At 62.3% G+C, this 17,154-nt stretch carries 13 protein-coding genes and 1 pseudogene; 6 read left to right on the forward strand and 8 right to left on the reverse strand.

Annotated elements, in window-relative coordinates:
* Positions 1-11 precede the first annotated feature (11 nt).
* The 3 genes from NKI54_RS26675 to NKI54_RS26685 all read left to right on the forward strand — a co-directional run bounded on the left by NKI54_RS26675 (position 12) and on the right by NKI54_RS26685 (position 5,614).
* Positions 12-2,609, forward strand: a complete 2,598-nt coding sequence (locus NKI54_RS26675) for a GcvT family protein (RefSeq protein ID WP_352635620.1) — start codon at positions 12-14, stop codon at positions 2,607-2,609.
* A gap of 88 nt (positions 2,610-2,697) precedes the next feature.
* Positions 2,698-4,275, forward strand: a complete 1,578-nt coding sequence (locus tag NKI54_RS26680; RefSeq protein WP_352692721.1) for an ArnT family glycosyltransferase — start codon at positions 2,698-2,700, stop codon at positions 4,273-4,275.
* 25 nt (positions 4,276-4,300) lie between these two features.
* Positions 4,301-5,614, forward strand: a complete 1,314-nt coding sequence (locus tag NKI54_RS26685; RefSeq protein WP_352635686.1) for a M24 family metallopeptidase — start codon at positions 4,301-4,303, stop codon at positions 5,612-5,614.
* A gap of 108 nt (positions 5,615-5,722) precedes the next feature.
* Here the strand turns inward: NKI54_RS26685 and NKI54_RS26690 are convergent, their stop codons facing one another.
* Together NKI54_RS26690 and NKI54_RS26695 are read right to left on the reverse strand one after the other, a co-directional pair.
* A complete protein-coding gene (locus NKI54_RS26690) occupies positions 5,723-6,523 on the reverse strand; it encodes a phosphate/phosphite/phosphonate ABC transporter substrate-binding protein (protein WP_023676497.1) in 801 nt (266 codons plus the stop codon).
* A gap of 83 nt (positions 6,524-6,606) precedes the next feature.
* Positions 6,607-7,617, reverse strand: a complete 1,011-nt coding sequence (locus NKI54_RS26695) for a fatty acid desaturase (RefSeq protein ID WP_352635624.1) — start codon at positions 7,615-7,617, stop codon at positions 6,607-6,609.
* Positions 7,618-7,845: 228 nt separating this feature from the next.
* Here NKI54_RS26695 and NKI54_RS26700 point away from each other — a divergent pair, with 228 nt between their 5' ends.
* The gene (locus NKI54_RS26700; protein ID WP_352635626.1) at positions 7,846-8,688 is read left to right on the forward strand and encodes a helix-turn-helix domain-containing protein; all 843 of its coding nucleotides are present in this window, start codon (positions 7,846-7,848) and stop codon (positions 8,686-8,688) included.
* 89 nt (positions 8,689-8,777) lie between these two features.
* Positions 8,778-9,794, forward strand: coding sequence for a betaine--homocysteine S-methyltransferase (gene bmt, locus NKI54_RS26705; RefSeq protein ID WP_352635628.1), 1,017 nt, complete (start codon positions 8,778-8,780; stop codon positions 9,792-9,794).
* A 149-nt stretch (positions 9,795-9,943) separates the two neighbouring features.
* On the opposite strand, the gene NKI54_RS26710 is transcribed toward bmt, so the two are convergent.
* The 5 genes and pseudogenes from NKI54_RS26710 to NKI54_RS26730 all read right to left on the reverse strand — a co-directional run bounded on the left by NKI54_RS26710 (position 9,944) and on the right by NKI54_RS26730 (position 15,904).
* Positions 9,944-12,061: a vWA domain-containing protein gene (locus tag NKI54_RS26710; protein WP_352635630.1), complete on the reverse strand. Its 2,118-nt coding sequence runs from the start codon at positions 12,059-12,061 to the stop codon at positions 9,944-9,946.
* 2 nt (positions 12,062-12,063) lie between these two features.
* Positions 12,064-12,624, reverse strand: a complete 561-nt coding sequence (locus NKI54_RS26715) for an RNA polymerase sigma factor (RefSeq protein WP_352635632.1) — start codon at positions 12,622-12,624, stop codon at positions 12,064-12,066.
* Between the two features lie 68 nt (positions 12,625-12,692).
* A pseudogene (locus tag NKI54_RS26720) lies at positions 12,693-13,447 on the reverse strand (dienelactone hydrolase family protein).
* Positions 13,448-13,551: 104 nt separating this feature from the next.
* Positions 13,552-14,223, reverse strand: a complete 672-nt coding sequence (locus NKI54_RS26725; protein ID WP_023676504.1) for a ferredoxin — start codon at positions 14,221-14,223, stop codon at positions 13,552-13,554.
* A 106-nt stretch (positions 14,224-14,329) separates the two neighbouring features.
* Positions 14,330-15,904 (reverse strand): trimethylamine methyltransferase family protein, encoded by a 1,575-nt coding sequence (locus tag NKI54_RS26730; RefSeq protein WP_352587662.1) that lies wholly within the window; start codon positions 15,902-15,904, stop codon positions 14,330-14,332.
* 308 nt (positions 15,905-16,212) lie between these two features.
* Here NKI54_RS26730 and NKI54_RS26735 point away from each other — a divergent pair, with 308 nt between their 5' ends.
* Positions 16,213-16,911: a cobalamin B12-binding domain-containing protein gene (locus NKI54_RS26735; protein WP_023676506.1), complete on the forward strand. Its 699-nt coding sequence runs from the start codon at positions 16,213-16,215 to the stop codon at positions 16,909-16,911.
* 81 nt (positions 16,912-16,992) lie between these two features.
* Here NKI54_RS26735 and NKI54_RS26740 read toward each other — a convergent pair whose 3' ends face one another.
* Positions 16,993-17,133 (reverse strand): entericidin A/B family lipoprotein, encoded by a 141-nt coding sequence (locus NKI54_RS26740; RefSeq protein WP_023676507.1) that lies wholly within the window; start codon positions 17,131-17,133, stop codon positions 16,993-16,995.
* Positions 17,134-17,154: the final 21 nt, after the last annotated feature.

Below are 17,154 nucleotides of genomic sequence, written 5' to 3' on the forward strand. Positions count from 1 at the left end.
GATCTATCTTCATGAAATCTCATGCAAAAGCGGTTGTCATCGGCGGCGGGGTCGTTGGCTGCTCGGTGCTCTATCATCTGGCCAAGGCCGGCTGGACCGACATCATGCTGATCGAGCGTTCGGAGCTCACTTCCGGCTCGTCCTGGCATGCGGCGGGCGGCTTCCATACGCTGAACGGCGATCCCAACGTCGCCAAGCTGCAGGCCTATACGGTGCAGCTTTACAAAGAGATCGAGGAGATTTCCGGCCAATCCTGCTCGCTGCACCTGACCGGCGGCGTGATGATGGCCGACACGCCCGAGCGCATGGACTTCTTGCGGCTCGCCCACGCCAAGGGCCGCTATCTCGGCATGGACACCGAACTGATCACGCCGTCCGAAGCCAAGGCGATGTTCCCGCTGATGGACGAGACGAATTTCGTCGGCGCCATGTGGGATCCAGTCGAGGGCCATCTCGACCCTTCCGGCACCACCCATGCGTATGCCAAGGCCGCCAGGAAGCTAGGCGCCGAGATCGTACTGCGCAACCGCGTCGTGGAACTGACGCAGGAGGTCGACGGCACCTGGAACGTCGTCACTGAGCAAGGCACAGTCAAAGCCGAGCATGTGGTCAACTGCGGCGGCCTGTGGGCGCGCGAGATCGGTCGCATGGTCGGCGTCGAACTGCCGGTGCTGGCCATGGAGCACATGTATCTGCTAACCGAGCCGATGCCGGAGGTCGAGGAATTCAACAAGTCGACCGGCCGCGAGATGATTGGCGTGCTCGATTTCAAGGGCGAGATCTATACCCGCCAGGAACGCAACGGCATCCTGCTCGGCACCTATGAAAAGGCCTGCAAGCCGTGGTCGCCGGTCAACACGCCGTGGGATTTCGGCCACGAGCTGCTGCAGCCCGACATCGACCGCATCGCGCCGTCGCTCGAGATCGGCTTCAAGCATTTCCCCGGCATCGAAAAGGCCGGCATCAAGCAGATCATCAACGGCCCCTTCACCTTCGCGCTGGACGGCAACCCGCTGGTCGGCCCGGTGCAGGGCCTGACCAATTTCTGGTGCGCCTGCGCCGTCATGGCCGGCTTCAGCCAGGGCGGCGGCGTCGGCCTGGCGCTGTCGAACTGGATGGTCCATGGCGACCCCGGCTTCGACGTCTGGGGCATGGACGTTGCACGCTTCGGCGAATGGGCAACGCTGCGGTATACCAACGCAAAGGTCCGCGAAAATTATTCGCGCCGCTTCTCCATCCGCTTTCCCAACGAGGAATTACCGGCGGCAAGACCAGCGCAGACGACCCCGCTTTACGACACCATGCTCGCCAACAACGCCGTCATGGGCGACAGCTGGGGTCTCGAAACCCCACTCTGGTTCGCGCCGAAAGGCTCGGAGCCGAAGGACGTCGTGTCCTTCCACCGCTCCAATGATTTCCGCCCGATCGGCGAGGAAGTGCGCGCCACTCGCGAGAGGGTCGGCGTCACCGAGATCGCCAACTTCGCCAAATACGAAGTCTCCGGGCCAGGGGCCGAGGACTTCCTCAACCGCCTGATGACCAATCGCATGCCGAAGACCGGCCGCATCGTGCTGACGCCCATGCTGAACGAGTTCGGCCGGCTGATCGGGGACTTCACCATTGCCAAGGCGGGCCCAAGGGGTGGGGAAGACCGCTTCATGATATGGGGTTCTTCGGCAGCGCAAAAATACCACATGCGCTGGTTCGAGAAGCATCTGCCGAAGGACGGTCCAAGGGCGTCAGAGGTGCGCATCCACCGCTTCGACCAGACGCTGGTCGGGTTGTCGATCGCCGGGCCGAAATCCCGCGACCTGCTGCAGAAACTGGTCGATGTCGACATCTCGACCAAGGCCTTCCGCTTCATGGATTTCCGCGAGATGGCGGTCGGCGGAGCGCCCTGCATGGTCAACCGGATCACCTACACCGGCGACCTCGGCTATGAGATCTGGATGGCGCCTGCCTACCAGCGCCTGGTCTACAAGGCGATCAAGGAGGCTGGCGAAGAGTTTGGCCTTGTCGATTTCGGCATGCGGGCTTTGCTCTCGATGCGCCTTGAGAAGAACTTCCCGACCTGGTTCCGCGAGTTACGTCCGATCTACGGACCGTTCGAAGGCTCGATGGACCGCTTCATCAAGCTAGAGAAGAACGACTTCATCGGCCGGGAAGCAGCGGCCAAGGAACAGGCAGAAGGGCCGAAACTGCGCCGTGTCTCCTTCATCGTCGATGCCGCGGATGCAGACGTCATGGGCGACGAGCCGATCTGGGCCAAGGTCGGCGGCAAGGATTACGGCACCGTGGAAAAGCCGCATGGCTATGGCGCGCCGCGCTTCGACGCGGGCGGCAAGGAAGTGCGCGGCTCGAACGCCGCCGAAGGCGCGTCTGCCGTGCGCGGCATTGTCGACGGCGACTGGCGCGTGGTCGGCTGGGTCACCTCCGGCGGCTATGCGCATTATGTCGAGAAGTCGATGGCGCAAGGCTATGTACCGGCAGCGCTTGCCGAGAACGAGAGCGCCGGGCTGTTCGAGATCGAAATCCTCGGGCAACGGCGGCCGGCACGCATCAATGTCGAGCCGCCCTTCGACCCGAGCGGCGAAAAGATGAGGACGTAGGCGCAGCCAGCCGGTCGCATTGTGCGGAGCATACTCTTCATGCTAGCGCAGCCGGCAACACTCTGCTGGCAAGTGCGATGAGATTTCATTGAAGTACAATCTGAGATGGGCCGAGTGGCTGGCCGAGGGACGGATCGGCCCCTTCCCGGCGGCGATCATCATGGTCGCGGCTTACTTTGCCTTGCAGACCATCATACTGTCCCTGTTGAGCTCTTGGGCGGGAACCGGCGTCGGCATCGATGATGCGGAGCAGCTGATCTATGTTCCGTATCTCTGGGCTGGATATGGCGGCTCGCAACCACCCCTGTACACCTGGATCAACTGGCTGGCCGCGCATGTTTTCGGCACCAGTATCTTCACGCTGAAGCTCGTCAAATACTCCGTGCTGTTCCTTGCCGCCTGCAGCGTGTTCGCCGCCATGCGGCGGTTCGGCTACACCAAAGCGACAGCGGCGGCGGCCATGTTCGGCCTGTTTACGATCCCGCAGATCGTCTGGGAATCGCAGCGCGCCTTGTCGCATTCCGTCGCCGTCGTCGGCTTCTGCTCGCTGCTCCTGCTGGCCATGGCCTATCTTCTCGAGCGGCGAAGCATGATCGCCTATGCGGCGTTTGGCCTGGCCACGGCGGCGGCAATTCTTGCCAAATATAATGATGTCTTCCTCGTGGTGGCCCTTGTTGCGGCCGTGCTGTCGCTGCGCGAATGGCGCGGCGCGATCCTCGATCCGAAGTTCGCCATCAGCATAGCAGTCGCGATATTGGTGCTGGCGCCAACCACCTATTGGAGCCTCATGCATCCCGCCGATTTATTGTCGAGAGGCGAGAAGTTCGGAATAGACGCGCAACAAGGGCGCGTGGCGGCGGCCTTTGTCGGCGCCGGCAAGTTTATCATGGGCACCTTCAATTTCGCGCTCTTGCCCGTTCTCGTTTCCGCCCTCACTTTCTGGCTGGCGAAGTTCCGTTTCTCCGAGCGGCACCCGAAAGGTCCGGCAAGGGAAATTCTGTTGTGGCGTACTTTGGCGCTCGGCTTGGCCATGCTGGCAATACTTGTACTTGCCACCGGCGTGACGGTGGTCAAGGACCGCTGGCTGCTGCCCGTCCTGTTCATCTTGCCGCTGGCCATCGTCGCTACAATGGAACGGCTGGCGCCGCGGGGCAGGAATGCGCAGCTTCTGGTGATCGCGGCTGGAGCGATCATCGCCGTGCTGCTCGCGCCCGCCACCTGGTACGTCCAGATAAACGGGACCAGTGGCCTCTCGCGGATGATCCGCGTGGATTACCCCGCCCTCTATCGCCAGCTGACTGCGGACGGACCGGTCAAAACCGCAATATCTGATGGTGCATGGGTCGGAAACCTGCGGTTGGTCGACGAAAAACTGGTCGCACTTGACCAGGAAGTGCCTAATTTCGAAACGCTGATGCAGGAGCCAGCCGTACTCGTCTGGCTTGACCGAGACGATCCGCGTCCGGTCATTTTGGAGCAGCTCAAAGCGGCCGGCTATGAGCCGGACGGCCAACCACGGCAAATGATGGTTCCGCTGTTGCGCGGCACCGGCAAGTCCGCCCGGGCCGGCGCCTATGTAAGATTGAAGAGAATGGCGGTGGGAGAAGCCACGGCGCCCAAGGAAGGCGTTAGCGGAGGAGCCGAGGGTGGACAGGAACCCGACTGACCGGCCCCGTCATCACCGCAAGATCATGCCGTTCGAGCCCGACGGCTCGAATGATGTGCTGCACAAAAAATCGCGGCTGAAGGCCGCTGAACTCAACCAGCATGCGCTGGGCTATGGAGCGCTGGCGGAAGCCGAATGGCAGGCGGCGGGCATTGCTGCTCCTGACCTGCCCGCCATGCGCCGATACCGGCTCGAGCGCATCCGCGCCGAGCTGAAGCGCCGCGACTATGCGGGAGCCCTGCTCTACGATCCGGTCAACATCCGCTACGCAACGGATGCGACCAACATGCAGCTCTGGGTCTCACACAATCGGACCAGGCATTGTTTCGTTGCCACCGATGGCCCGGTGGTGCTGTTCGACTATTTCTCCTGCGAGCACCTTTCCGATCATTCCGGCGTCGTCGACGAGGTGCGGCCGGCGGTGTCGTGGGCTTATCTGTACAGCGGCGAGCTGACCGGTCAAAAAGTCCGCCGCTGGGCAGCCGGCATCGCCGAGCTGGTATTGGAACATGGTGGCGACAATCGCCGTATCGCCGTCGACCATATCAATCCCGAGGGCATCGAAGAGCTCGCCCGCCTCGGCATCTCGACCGGCAATGGCGAGGCGGTGATGGAAAATGCGCGGCTGATAAAATCACCCGACGAGATCCTTGCCATGCGCCGGGCGATCGCCGCTTGCGAGGCGGCAATGGGCGAGATGGAGAAGGCGCTGAGGCCTGGCATCTCCGAGAACGAATTGTGGGCCGAACTCCATCGCGGCAACATCGCGCGCGGCGGCGAATGGATCGAAACCCGGCTCCTGTCGTCGGGTCCGCGCACCAATCCATGGTTCCAGGAGTGTTCGTCGCGGGCGATCGAGGCCGGCGAGCTCGTCGCTTTCGACACCGACCTGATCGGTCCTTACGGCTTCTGCGCCGACCTTTCGCGCACCTGGCTTTGCGGTGACGCGCCGCCGTCGCAGGAGCAGCGCGACCTGTTCCGCATCGCCGCCGACCAGATCGCCCACAACACGGAGCTGATGCGGCCGGGCATATCGTTCCGCGACCTCGTCGAGGGCTCGTCAGTGCCACCGGGAGACTGCTTCCCGGCCCGTTACGGGGTGCTCTATCACGGCGTCGGCCTTGCCGACGAATACCCGACTTTGCCGCATGCTAGCGACTGGACCGACGACACACCGGACGGAGTGCTCGAACCTGGCATGGTGCTGTGCGTCGAGAGCTATATCGGTCGGCTTGGCGGCTACGAAGGCGTCAAGATCGAAGAACAGATCCTGATCACTGAAACCGGCAACGAGAAGCTTTCGACCTACCCGCTCGACAATCGGCTACTTGGCGGCTGAGCGACGCTAATGCATGTCGCGCAAAGTGTGCAGCGGCTTTGCGATAACGACATGCATAAAACAAGAATCTAAAGCGCGTCGCATGAGGCCGACCGAACGCGACGCGCTTTACGTGAGCGCTGCGATCGCCTCGCGCATCGCGGCGACGATCGTTTCCGGCGTCGTCCTGGCGGTGATGAACGGCAAGCCTTTGCGCCGCCTTGTCCAGCCGACGACCGTCACCTTCTGCGCCGCCGGCTCGAAACGCTGCGCCAGCGCCCAGCTCTCGCAATCGATCGCCGCGACGTCCGCCCTGCCCTCGGCAACGGCAACGATCGAAGCACGGTGCCCACAGCTTTCGCTCAGCGCGGAAAAGATATCCAAACTCTCGCCCAATGCTTGCAAGTCGCGGGCTGGCGCGATGATGCCCGACATGGAATCGAGGCTGTTGAAGGTGAAGCGCTTGCTGCGAAGCTGATCGAGCGGAATGACGGCACCGCCGTCGGCCGGCGCCCTTGCCGGCGGTGCCTCGCCCGCCCTCATGACGATGGCGCTCGAATAGAGTTCGCCCTGTCCACCCTCGAAGGCGTCGTAACGCGGCTGGCCGACGAGCTGGACACGCTGCGACAGGCCGAGTTCCATCGGTCCCCAGCAGGTTTGCGCAAAGAGCAGCGCCGGATGCAGCCAGAGCTGGTGAAAATCCAGTTCGTCCGGCGGCAATGTCGCCGGATCGGGCGCGATGGGTTTTCCCTGATCATCGCGAATACCGCCAGGCACGGGGGGCAAATCGCCGGTGCGGCGGATGATCGTCTCCGGCGCATCGATGCCTTTTTGTCTGAAAGCATCGCGCAGCCGCGCCCATTGCGCGTCGACATCGTCCCGCGCTTCCGGCCAGTCGTACATCGGCAAAGCCGCAATGAATTCGCTCATGCCGGGATTTGACCGTTATGCGGGGAAATTGACAAGGTCAGGAAAGCGTCGTCCGCGCGGCACCGCCTGCAACAACGCAAGAATCATTCTTTCGGCGGCTCGGCGGGTACCGGTGCGCTGCCAAGCCCATTGAGGCTGCGTGCCCTGACGCGCGGCTTGAATGCGCGTCCTGGTTCCGGCATGCGCCGCAGCACGGGATGGACGACCGGCTCCTTCGCCTTGAAGGCATAGGCCTTGAGCAGCGCGAAATAGTTCGGATAGGCGTAGCCATTGTTCATCCGCAGCCATTCGTCACGGCGGTCGCGAAACACCTTCGGCAGCCTGTACCAGGCCACCGTCGGGCTCTTGTGATGGACGAAATGCAGATTGTTGTTGAGGAACAGGAAGGACAGCTGCGAGCGCTCGACGATGATCGTGCGGCCTTCCGGATGTTCAGACCATTGGTGCTCGGCGTAGGTGCGGATCGAAATCAGCGACTGCCCAAGCCACACCGGCACCAGTATGTAGAGCCATAACGGCATGCCGAAGCCGAACTGCACGACAGGCAGCACCACGACGAGGCCGATCGCATGCAGCAGCCATGCCTTGCGGATGGAATTGTCGCCCGCGGCAACCTGCCTGGCGTCGTCGATGAAAAAGCCGATGCAGGAAAGCCACGGGCCTAGCACCAAACGCCCGATCATCGTGTTGTTGACCTTCAGCAGGAATTTCATCGCCGACGGCAGCTCCTCGTGCTGCCAGAGAGCCTTGTAATAGCTTTCGGGATCATCGAGCGGATCGGTCAGGCGCTCGTCTGCATGGTGGCGCAGATGAATGGTCTTGAATCGGCGAAACGGCCAGACAAGGCCAATCGGCAGGAAAACAAGGGCTTCATTGAGCCGCGCATTCCGGGTTGGGTGGCCGTGCAGGACCTCGTGCATCAGCGAGGATTGCAGCGCCGCAATCAGGGTCAGAAAGACGAGTGCCAGCAGCGGGTAAGAGGGCCAGAGCAGGAAGCCGGTAGCGAGCCAGCCGCCGTAGCAGAGAAGTGCGAGAAATACGGTCGGCCATTCGATGGTCGCTGCGCCGTGTCGCCTGTTGCCCATGCTCGTCATGCTATCGACCACTGCCTTCCAGTCGCCGGAACCCGTTTGATTCCTGACAACATTGTGTCAGGAGCGTTGCGTCGGCGCAACGCGATAAAGCGCACAACCTGTTGCGATTGCGCATTTTCAGCTGCATATGTTATGTATTGTAAACAACCAACAGGATTCATTTACGCCTGAAGCCCGCGTTCGCGGCTTTCAGCGCAACTTTTTCCTCCTATTGAATGGGGTGGCGATTTGGACAAGCGCAACCTGTCGACGATCTTTCGCGAGCGCCTGAAAATGCTCTTGACAAGGTCCGATTTGAACCAATCAGCCTTCGCCGCCGCGGTTGGCATCGACCGTTCGGCACTGTCGCAGCTGCTCTCCGGCGCCTCGACCCGCCTTCCCCGCGCCGAAACGCTGCTCAACATCGCCGCCGAATTCAAAGTCTCGCTCGACTGGCTGCTCGGCCTCAGCCACGACGAGGGTGTTACCGGCGAAATCCGCGAGAGCCTTGAGATCGAGGAGGCGCCGGACGGCTTCGACCGCACGCTGCTGGCTCGCTGGCATGCCGAGGCGGCGGGAACGAAAATCCGCTACGTGCCGGCCGGCATTCCCGATCTTCTGCGCACCGAGGCGCTTGTCGACTACGAAGCCGTCATCGCCAACAAGAGCCGCGAGGCACAGGCCGGCGAAACGCAGTACCGCATCGACTACAACCGACGGCCCGAAACCGACATGGAAGTCTGTATGCCGCGCCACACGCTGGAGATCTTCGCGCGTGGGCTGGGCGTGTGGGACCGCTTTCCGGAGGCCGACCGCCACCAGCAGCTCCTCCATATGGCGACGCTGCTCGACGACCTCTATCCCACCTTCCGCCTGTTTCTCTATGACGGGCGGATGCGCTATTCGATCCCCTACACCATCTTCGGGCCCTATCGCGCCGCCATTTACGTCGGCGACATGTATCTGGTGCTGAACGCCACGCAGCCGATCCGCACCCTGACCAGCCATTTCGACAATCTGATCCGTGCCGCGGACGTCAACGCGCATGAAGCGGCCAGCTTCACACGAAAGCTGGCGGAGATGCAATTTTGACCGGTTGCTCTACGTGCCGACATTGACGGCACATAAAGAATTCTTTATATCCTTATCTCAGTTATTCTTCCGGGAAGGCGTATTTTCACATGACCAATCCGATCGACGCTCTGCTTGCCGAAAAGGGCGTCCTGCTCGCCGATGGCGCCACCGGCACCAATCTGTTCGCCATGGGCCTTGAGGCCGGAGAGGCTCCCGAGATCTTGAACGAGACCGCGCCCGACACCATCACCAGCCTGCACCAGAACTTTGTCGATGCCGGCGCCGACATCATCCTGACCAACTCTTTTGGCGGCACCCGCCATCGGCTCAAGCTGCACCACGCGCAGGACCGCGTCTATGCGCTGAACAAGCGCGCGGCCGAGATCGCAAGCGCCGTCGCCGGCAACGCTGGCCGCAAGGTGATCGTGGCCGGCTCCGTTGGCCCGACCGGCGAGCTGCTGGTGCCGCTCGGCGCCATGACCTATGACGAGGCGGTCGAAGCCTTTGCCGAGCAGATTGAGGGGCTGAAGGCCGGCGGCGCCGAAGTCGCCTGGATCGAAACCATGTCGGCGCCTGACGAAATCCGCGCCGCCGCCGAAGCCGCCATCCGCGTCGGCTTGCCCTATACCTATACCGGCTCCTTCGACACCGCCGGCCGCACCATGATGGGACTGCTGCCGAAGGACATCCACGGCGTCGTCGATGGCCTGTCGCAGACACCGCTCGGTGTCGGCGCCAATTGCGGTGTCGGCGCCTCCGACATTCTCGCTTCGCTGCTCGACATGACCGAGGCGAAGCCGGAAGCAACGGTGATCGTCAAGGGCAATTGCGGCATTCCCGAATTTCGCGGTGCCGAGATCTACTATTCCGGCACACCCGAGCTGATGGCCGACTATGTGCGCCTCGCCGTCGATGCCGGCGCCAAAATCGTCGGCGGCTGCTGCGGCACCTCGTTCCAGCACCTCGCCGCCATGCGCAAGGCGCTCGATGCGCACACCAAGTCGGATCGCCCGACCGTCGAGCAGATCGTCGAACGCATCGGCCCGATGCGCAACAAGCAGGCTACGGTCAACGTCGCCGAGACCAGCGAAGCCCGCCGCGAGCGGCGCCGCGGACGCGCCTGACGCTTTCGTCTGCGACATGGTCCGCGCGAAGCAGTGCGGCCGCGAAAAAAGGCCGGCAAGGTTTCCCTCGCCGGCCTGCCTCACCCGCCCGTAGGCCGGCTCCCCCTATCAGAACGATCCCATCTGAAAGAAACCGGCCGTCATTGCCACTACCGGTTACCGCCGAGCGCCGAGGCAAGGCGCACAAGCGAGAGGAACTCGGACCGGTATCCAAACGGGTCGGCTCCTCTGGCGGCGGTGGCAATCTCCATGATCTTGTCGTAGCCGAACTTCGCGGTCGCATCCTCGTCGCGCAGCTTCTGGCCGAAGGCAGCAACGGCAACGGAGAAACGCTGGTCGGTGCTGGCCTGGTCGAACGACGCCACCTCGTTGGCTGACGTTACCGGCGTGGTGATCAGCTTCGAGGTGTCCTCGTTCGGCAGCTTGTAGCGGATCTTGACGAAAGCATATTCGTCGGCATTGTTGACACCGCCATTGTTCACCGAGGCCTGGCCGTAGCGCAGCTGGTCGATCTGTTCGCCGCCGCTGCCCTTAGGCGTGATCTCGTAGATCGCGGTGACTGAATGACCTGAGCCGATCTCGCCGGCATCGACCCGGTCATTGTTGAAATCCTCTCGGTTCAAGGCGCGGGTTTCGTAGCCAATCAGTCGGTACTCCGAGACCTTGTTCGGGTTGAACTCGACCTGGATCTTCACGTCCTTGGCGATGGTGAACAGTGTCGAGGAGGCATCCTCGACCAGCACCTTCTCGGCCTCCGCCAACGTATCGATGTAGGCAGCAGTACCATTGCCGTTCTGGGCGATGGTCTGCATCATCTGGTCGTTCAGATTGTCGCGGCCGAAGCCGAACACCGACAGGAATACGCCGGTCTTGCGCTCCTTTTCGATCAGCCGCTTCAGGTCGTCGTCGTCGGTCTGGCCGACATTGAAGTCGCCATCGGTGGCGAGCATCACCCGATTGATGCCGTCCTTGACGAAGGATTTCTGCGCCAGCCTGTAGGCTTCCTTGATGCCGGCCTCGCCTGCCGTCGAGCCGCCGGATGTCAGATTGTCGATGGCAGCGAGGATCTTGTCCTTTTCCGAAGCCTTGGTGGGCTCCAGCACGGTACCGGCATCGCCCGCATAGGTGACGATCGAGACGGTGTCGTCAGGTCTCAGCTTGTTGACCAGCAGCCGGAAGGCCGACTGCAGGAGCGGCAGCTTGTCCTGCTCGTTCATCGAGCCCGACACATCGATCAGGAAGACCAGATTGGCCCTGGGCTGCTCGGCCGGCTTCACGTCGAAACCCTTGATGGCGACATGCATCAGCCTGGTGTGCTCGTTCCACGGCGTCGGCATGACGCTGACGGTCGAGTTGAACGGCGTCGAGGCGGAGTCCGGTCCCTTCCAGGCATAAGGGAAGTAGTTGATCATCTCCTCGACGCGCACCGTATCGGCCTGCGGGATAAAACCTTCCTTCAGCGAGCGCCGGACGAAGGAATAGGAAGCGGTGTCGACATCGATAGAGAAGGTCGAGACCGGATCTTCGAGTGCGGTGTGCACCGGATTGGTCTTGAAATTCTCGACGCGGTCGCGGTTTTCCTCTTGCGGCAGCATCTGGTCGGCCGGCGCAGCGGCGGGCTGCTGTGCCATCAGCTTGGGCTCGGCAACCGTGCCAGGCACGCGTCCGACCCGCGCGCCGCCATCGACTGCCGGAGCCGCGGAGCTTGCACCCCCATCCAACGCGAACTCGCCGCTCTGCGCCGGTTCAGGTGCATTGCGGCTGAGCACATCCTGCTGCGTCAACCCGCCGACTGCGGTCGATTCCGCTTTCGGCGGCGATGTCGGCGCCACAAGCGCCTCGCCGGCGTTACGGCTTTCGCTGTCGGCGTCCGCCTTCTTCTGCTTGTCTGCTTCGGCCACGACCGGCGGTTTGACGGTCGCCGGCTTGTCGGCCAGCGTTTCGGTGATCTTATCCCCGCCGAATTCGGGCCCGCTGAATTTGGATTCCCCAAGCATGTACATGGTAGCGTATCCGGCGATCGGCAGGGCAACGAGCCCGGCAATGGCCGGCGTGGCGAAGAGTTTCTTTTGCATGATTTCGCTCCAGAGCTTTTGTGCTCGCTCTGTGAGACGAAGCCCGCTCACCGATCCTTGGGCGGCCGGCAAAGTTTTTTCGTCCATGTCATAGGCGCGCAGCGCGGCCTGGAGGGCACGCGCCTTTGCGTCCGCGTCCGGCGCCGGTGCCGCGATGTCGCGCAGTCTGTTGAGTTCGTTGTCGTCGACCATGGTCACACTTCCCCGGCTGAACGCATTAGCGTCTTCAACCGTTTCTTCGCTTCATGGATGTGCCAGGAAACCGTCGTCTCCGAGATTGCCATCGCCTCGGCGGCGGCGGCGTGGCTCAGCCCTTCGCCATAAACCAGCAGCACCGCATCGCGCTGCTTGTCCGGCAGCTTGCGCACCGCTGCCCAGAGCGCCTCGGCCGGGTCTTCCGGCTCAGCCGAGATTTCCCCCGAAATTAGCGCATAGGCGCCATAAGCCTCGGTCTTGACCGTCTCGCGGGCGGTCTTGCGCATCATGTCGCGCGCCGCATTCAGCGTCATGGTGTAGAGCCACGTCGTGAAGGCACCGCTGCCGTGATAGTCGCGGATCGCCCGCCCGAGCCGGACGCAGACTTCCTGGGCGATGTCCTCGGCGTCGGCCTTTTTCCCGCACCAACGATAGGCGGCGCGATAGACGAAACCATAGTGCCTTTCGAGCAACTTGCCGAAAGCACCCCGGTCTCCGCCCTTCGCCCGTTCGATCAGTTCGGCGTCGGAGGCTTCGCTTTCGTCCAGCATCATCGCCATCATTTGCCTGTTGGACGAAGGCTAATGGCGGTTCCTTGGGGCGATGGAAAGAATTTTTTGGCGGGCGGTCACGTCGTAATGGTTGGCGTGCCTTGGCCGAGCGTCTCCGCAAACAGCGTCGTCAGCCGCTTCCAGTGGCGTTCGGCGCCGGCTGCATCGAAGGCACTATGGTCCGGCATGCACCAGCCATGCGCCATGCCGGCATAGTTCTCTATGACATGATCGACCTCGGCGGCGCGCAGTGTTTCGGCCAGCCGCGCCGATTGCTCCGGCGGAAAGCTGCGGTCCACACCGGCAGTGCCGATATAGACCCTTGCCTTGACCGAGGCGGCCTTCCGATGCGGACTGTCGGCTGCGTCACCAGCCAGATTGCCGCCGTGAAAAGTGGCCGCGGCGGCGATGCGATCGGGATAGCTGGCCGCCGCGTTCAGCGCCCGCGCTCCGCCCATGCAATAGCCGACAATGCCGACCGGCCCGGTTAGGCCCTGGGCAGCGAGCACATCGAGGAAGCGCCGCTGTCGCGGATCGTCATCTCCTGGGTCGTGCCGCCCAGGAGACCTGTGATGGCGGCCTTGCTCCTCTCGTCGCCGAACGCAGTCTTGGGATCGAACGGACCGTAGGGCGCATTGCGGTAAAAAAGGTCCGGCACAAGCACCGCATAGCCCTCGCCCGTAAGCCGCTCCGCCATCTGATCAAGCGCCGGTCGCGGACCGAAAACGTCCATGTAGAGGATGATCGCTGCCTTGGCTGGGGCCGCCGAACGGTACAGCCGGGCCTTGGCAATGCCGTCGCTTGTCTTGATCTGCATCGCTTGCGTGGCCATCATCCGCTCCGTTGATCTGACGTGCGATAGATACCCGCGGTGACCGTCGCGGCAAGCTGTAATGAGGCGATCTGCTTCAAGATTTCGTGCGGCATTCGGCGACGCTACAGACGCGCGAATGCTGCCATGTGAAAGGCCTGAACCTCGGCCGGATAGCGATAATCGGTAGCGTAAGGACAGGCGTTGCGTTCGAGGCAGCCGCCGGTCCGGCAGGGCGCGCCGTTTTGCCCGCGCACATGGGCCAGACAGGTTTCATGTGCAAAACCATTCGCAGAATAAGCCTCGACCGGACAGGATTTCAGGCAAGGTTTTTCCAAACATGTATCGCAAAGGTGAATCACGTCGTGGGGTTCTTGGAGCGCAATCTCATTTTCGAACAGCAGCGCGCCGCGATAGGCATGCCAGAGCCCGTATTTCGGATGCATGAGAATGCCGAGCGGCGACGGCTTCAGCCCCTCCGCACGCATCGCCCATTGCTGGAACGGCAGATAAGGCCTGTCGGACGGTGACACGGCGCGCGCCCCGAATTTTCCGGCCACCGCGCCGATCACTTCGCGCGACCATCTGTCGAGCGGATCGTCGATCGGCTGTGACTGTTTCTCCAACCAGCGCAGGAAGTGCGGCCAAGGTGCGGCACCCGCCTGCCCCACCAGCAGCACGGATTTGGCGGCGACGCCGGAGAGACCGGAGGGTGTTTCTTCACCACCTGCAAAATTGAAGCCGCCGCGAAGCATGAGGCCGGAGGCGGAAAGCGCTGCCGCGATGGTTTCAGTCATGCCGCGCTCGGGATCACCCCTTCTTGTCCGGGTCGGAGAAGGCACTCCGCCAGACTTCCTTGTGGATGATGTTGGCGACTTTAGCCCCGCCTGATTCGGGCTCCTTTCAGGTGAAGGCGTCGGCCATCGACGACTTCTTCCTGGCGATGAAGTCCTTCAGCCCATCGTCGATGCCCGGATCGAGATACGGCGCCTCGTAGCTTTCGAGCCAGCGGCGCGCGAGCTCGTTGGCGCGCTGCGGCGCGGTTTTTTCGCCTTCGGCCAGCCACTGCTCGTAGGAATTGTTATCGGCGATGTTGGAGCGGTAGAACGCGGTCTGGAAATTGGCCTGGGTGTGATCGCAGCCGAGATAGTGGCTGCCTGGGCCGACCTGGCGGATGGCATCCATCGCCTGGCCGTTTTCCGACAGGTCGACACCCTCGGAGAACTTCTGCGTCATGCCGAGCTGGTCGATGTCCATCATGAATTTTTCGTAGCAGGAGGCGAGACCGCCCTCGAGCCAGCCGGCCGAATGCAGCACGAAGTTGGTGCCGGCGAGGATCGTCGAGTTGAGCGTGTTGGCGCTCTCGTAGGCGGCCTGCGCATCGGGGATTTTTGAAGCACAGAGCGAACCGCCGGTGCGAAACGGCAGGCCGAGCCGACGGGCAAGCTGTGCGGCGCCATACGAGACAAGCGACGGCTCCGGCGTGCCGAAGGTCGGCGCGCCAGACTGCATTGAGATCGACGAGGCGAAGGTGCCGAACAGCACCGGCGCACCCGGCCGGATCAGCTGTGTGAACGACGCCCCGGCCAGAACCTCGGCCAAAACCTGGGTCAGCGTGCCGGCGACCGTCACCGGGCTCATCGCACCGGCAAGGATGAACGGCGTGACGATGCAGGCCTGATTGTGGCGCGAATAGACCTTCAGCGCTCCCAGCATGGTCTCGTCGAAGACCATCGGCGAGTTGGCATTGATCAGGCTGGTCAGCACCGTGTTGTTCTCGACGAAATCGTCACCAAACACGATCTTGGCCATCGCCACCGTATCTTCAGCGCGCTCGGGCGCGGTCACCGAGCCCATGAACGGCTTGTCCGAATATTTGATATGGCTGTAGACCATGTCGAGATGCCGTTTGTTGACCGGCACGTCGACCGGCTCGCAAACCGTGCCGCCCGAATGATGGATCGACGGCGCCATATAGGCGAGTTTCACGAAATTCCGGAAATCCTCGATCGTCGCATAGCGCCTGACGCCGTCGAGATCGCGCACGAAGGGCGGTCCATAGACCGGCGCGAACACTGTCGCGTTGCCGCCGATCTGCACCGAGCGCTCGCCGTTGCGGGCGTGCTGGGTATAGACGGACGGAGCGGTCTTCAACAGCGAGCGGCAGAGGCCCTTGGGGAAATGCACCCGCTCGCCCTTGACGTCGGCGCCCGCCTCTTTCCAAAGCTGCAGCGCCTCGGCGTCGTCGCGGAAGATGATGCCGATCTCCTCCAGCACCGTGTCGGTGTTCTTTTCGATCAGCGCCAGCCCTTCCTCGTCCAGCACTTCATAGACGTTGATCTTGCGCTTGATATAGGTGAGCTGTGTGCCGGGGCCGCCGCCCGAACGTGCAGCCCGTCGGGCTGCGGCGCCACCGCTGGCAGCGCGCCCGCGCCGTGCGTTTGACGCTTCCTGATCGACCGGCGCGTTCTCACTCATAATCGTTCTTCCCTGGCTTTCGTTCTGGCCTGATTTACTCCGGCCGGGCTCTTGCACCGGCCTGAAATCCGTTTGCGGCCGCATATTGCGGTCTCTGGCCGGATCGTAGCCATGCACCCTATTCGAAACGGCCCGCCAGCGCCAACGCCTGTCGCAAAATCGACAAGAATTCCAAGAGATTTACGGTCGCTTTCGTTTTGCGGGAAGTCGCAAATCAGCTATGGACAACCGGCCCGTGCGGGTTAGGTATTGACGCGATATTTTTAAGCTGCCGCAACAGTTGTAGCCGGCAAGGAGCCTGAGAAAAAATGGCCGACGACGAGATCATCCTTTCGGAACTCTCCGACGACGAGTTGGTGCAGCAGATGCACGACGATCTTTATGACGGGTTGAAGGAAGAAATCGAGGAAGGCACCAATATCCTTCTCGAGCGCGGCTGGGCGCCTTACAAGGTGTTAACCGAGGCTCTGGTCGAGGGCATGCGCATCGTCGGCGAGGACTTCCGCGACGGCATCCTGTTCGTTCCCGAAGTGCTGCTGTCGGCCAACGCGATGAAGGCCGGCATGTTCATCCTGCGTCCGCTGCTTGTCGCCACCGGCGCGCCGAAGCAGGGTAAGATGGTGATCGGCACCGTCAAGGGCGACATCCATGACATCGGCAAGAATCTGGTCGGCATGATGATGGAAGGCGCCGGCTTCGATGTCATTGACCTCGGCATCAACAATGCGGTCGAAAAATATCTCGATGCCATCGAAAAGCACCAGCCCGACATCATCGGCATGTCGGCGCTGCTGACGACGACCATGCCCTACATGAAAGTCGTCATCGATACGATGAAGGAAAAGGGCATTCGCGATGACTATGTCGTGCTGGTCGGCGGCGCACCGCTCAACGAGGAATTCGGCAAAGCCGTCGGCGCCGACGCCTATTGCCGCGACGCCGCGGTGGCGGTCGAGACCGCCAAGGACTTCATGAAGCGCAAGCACAACGTCCGCGCTTCGGCCTGAGCCAATAAGTCCGGCACCGACGAGAAAAGCCGCGCCTTGCAGTGCGGCTTTTTTATTCCCAAATATTTAGAGCCGTGCGGATCAGGGTTTCTTGACGGTATCGTCAACAGCCTTCGCAGTGGATTTGATATCCTTACCGACGCCGCGCACCGTGTTGGCGCAGGCCGAAACAGCCAAGGCGCAGGCGAGAATAGCGATTGGCGCGACGCGGAACAATTTCATGAATGGTGTCTCCCTCAGGAT

Source organism: Mesorhizobium sp. M0663, assembly GCF_040320585.1.
In the GTDB taxonomy this organism is placed as follows: domain Bacteria; phylum Pseudomonadota; class Alphaproteobacteria; order Rhizobiales; family Rhizobiaceae; genus Mesorhizobium.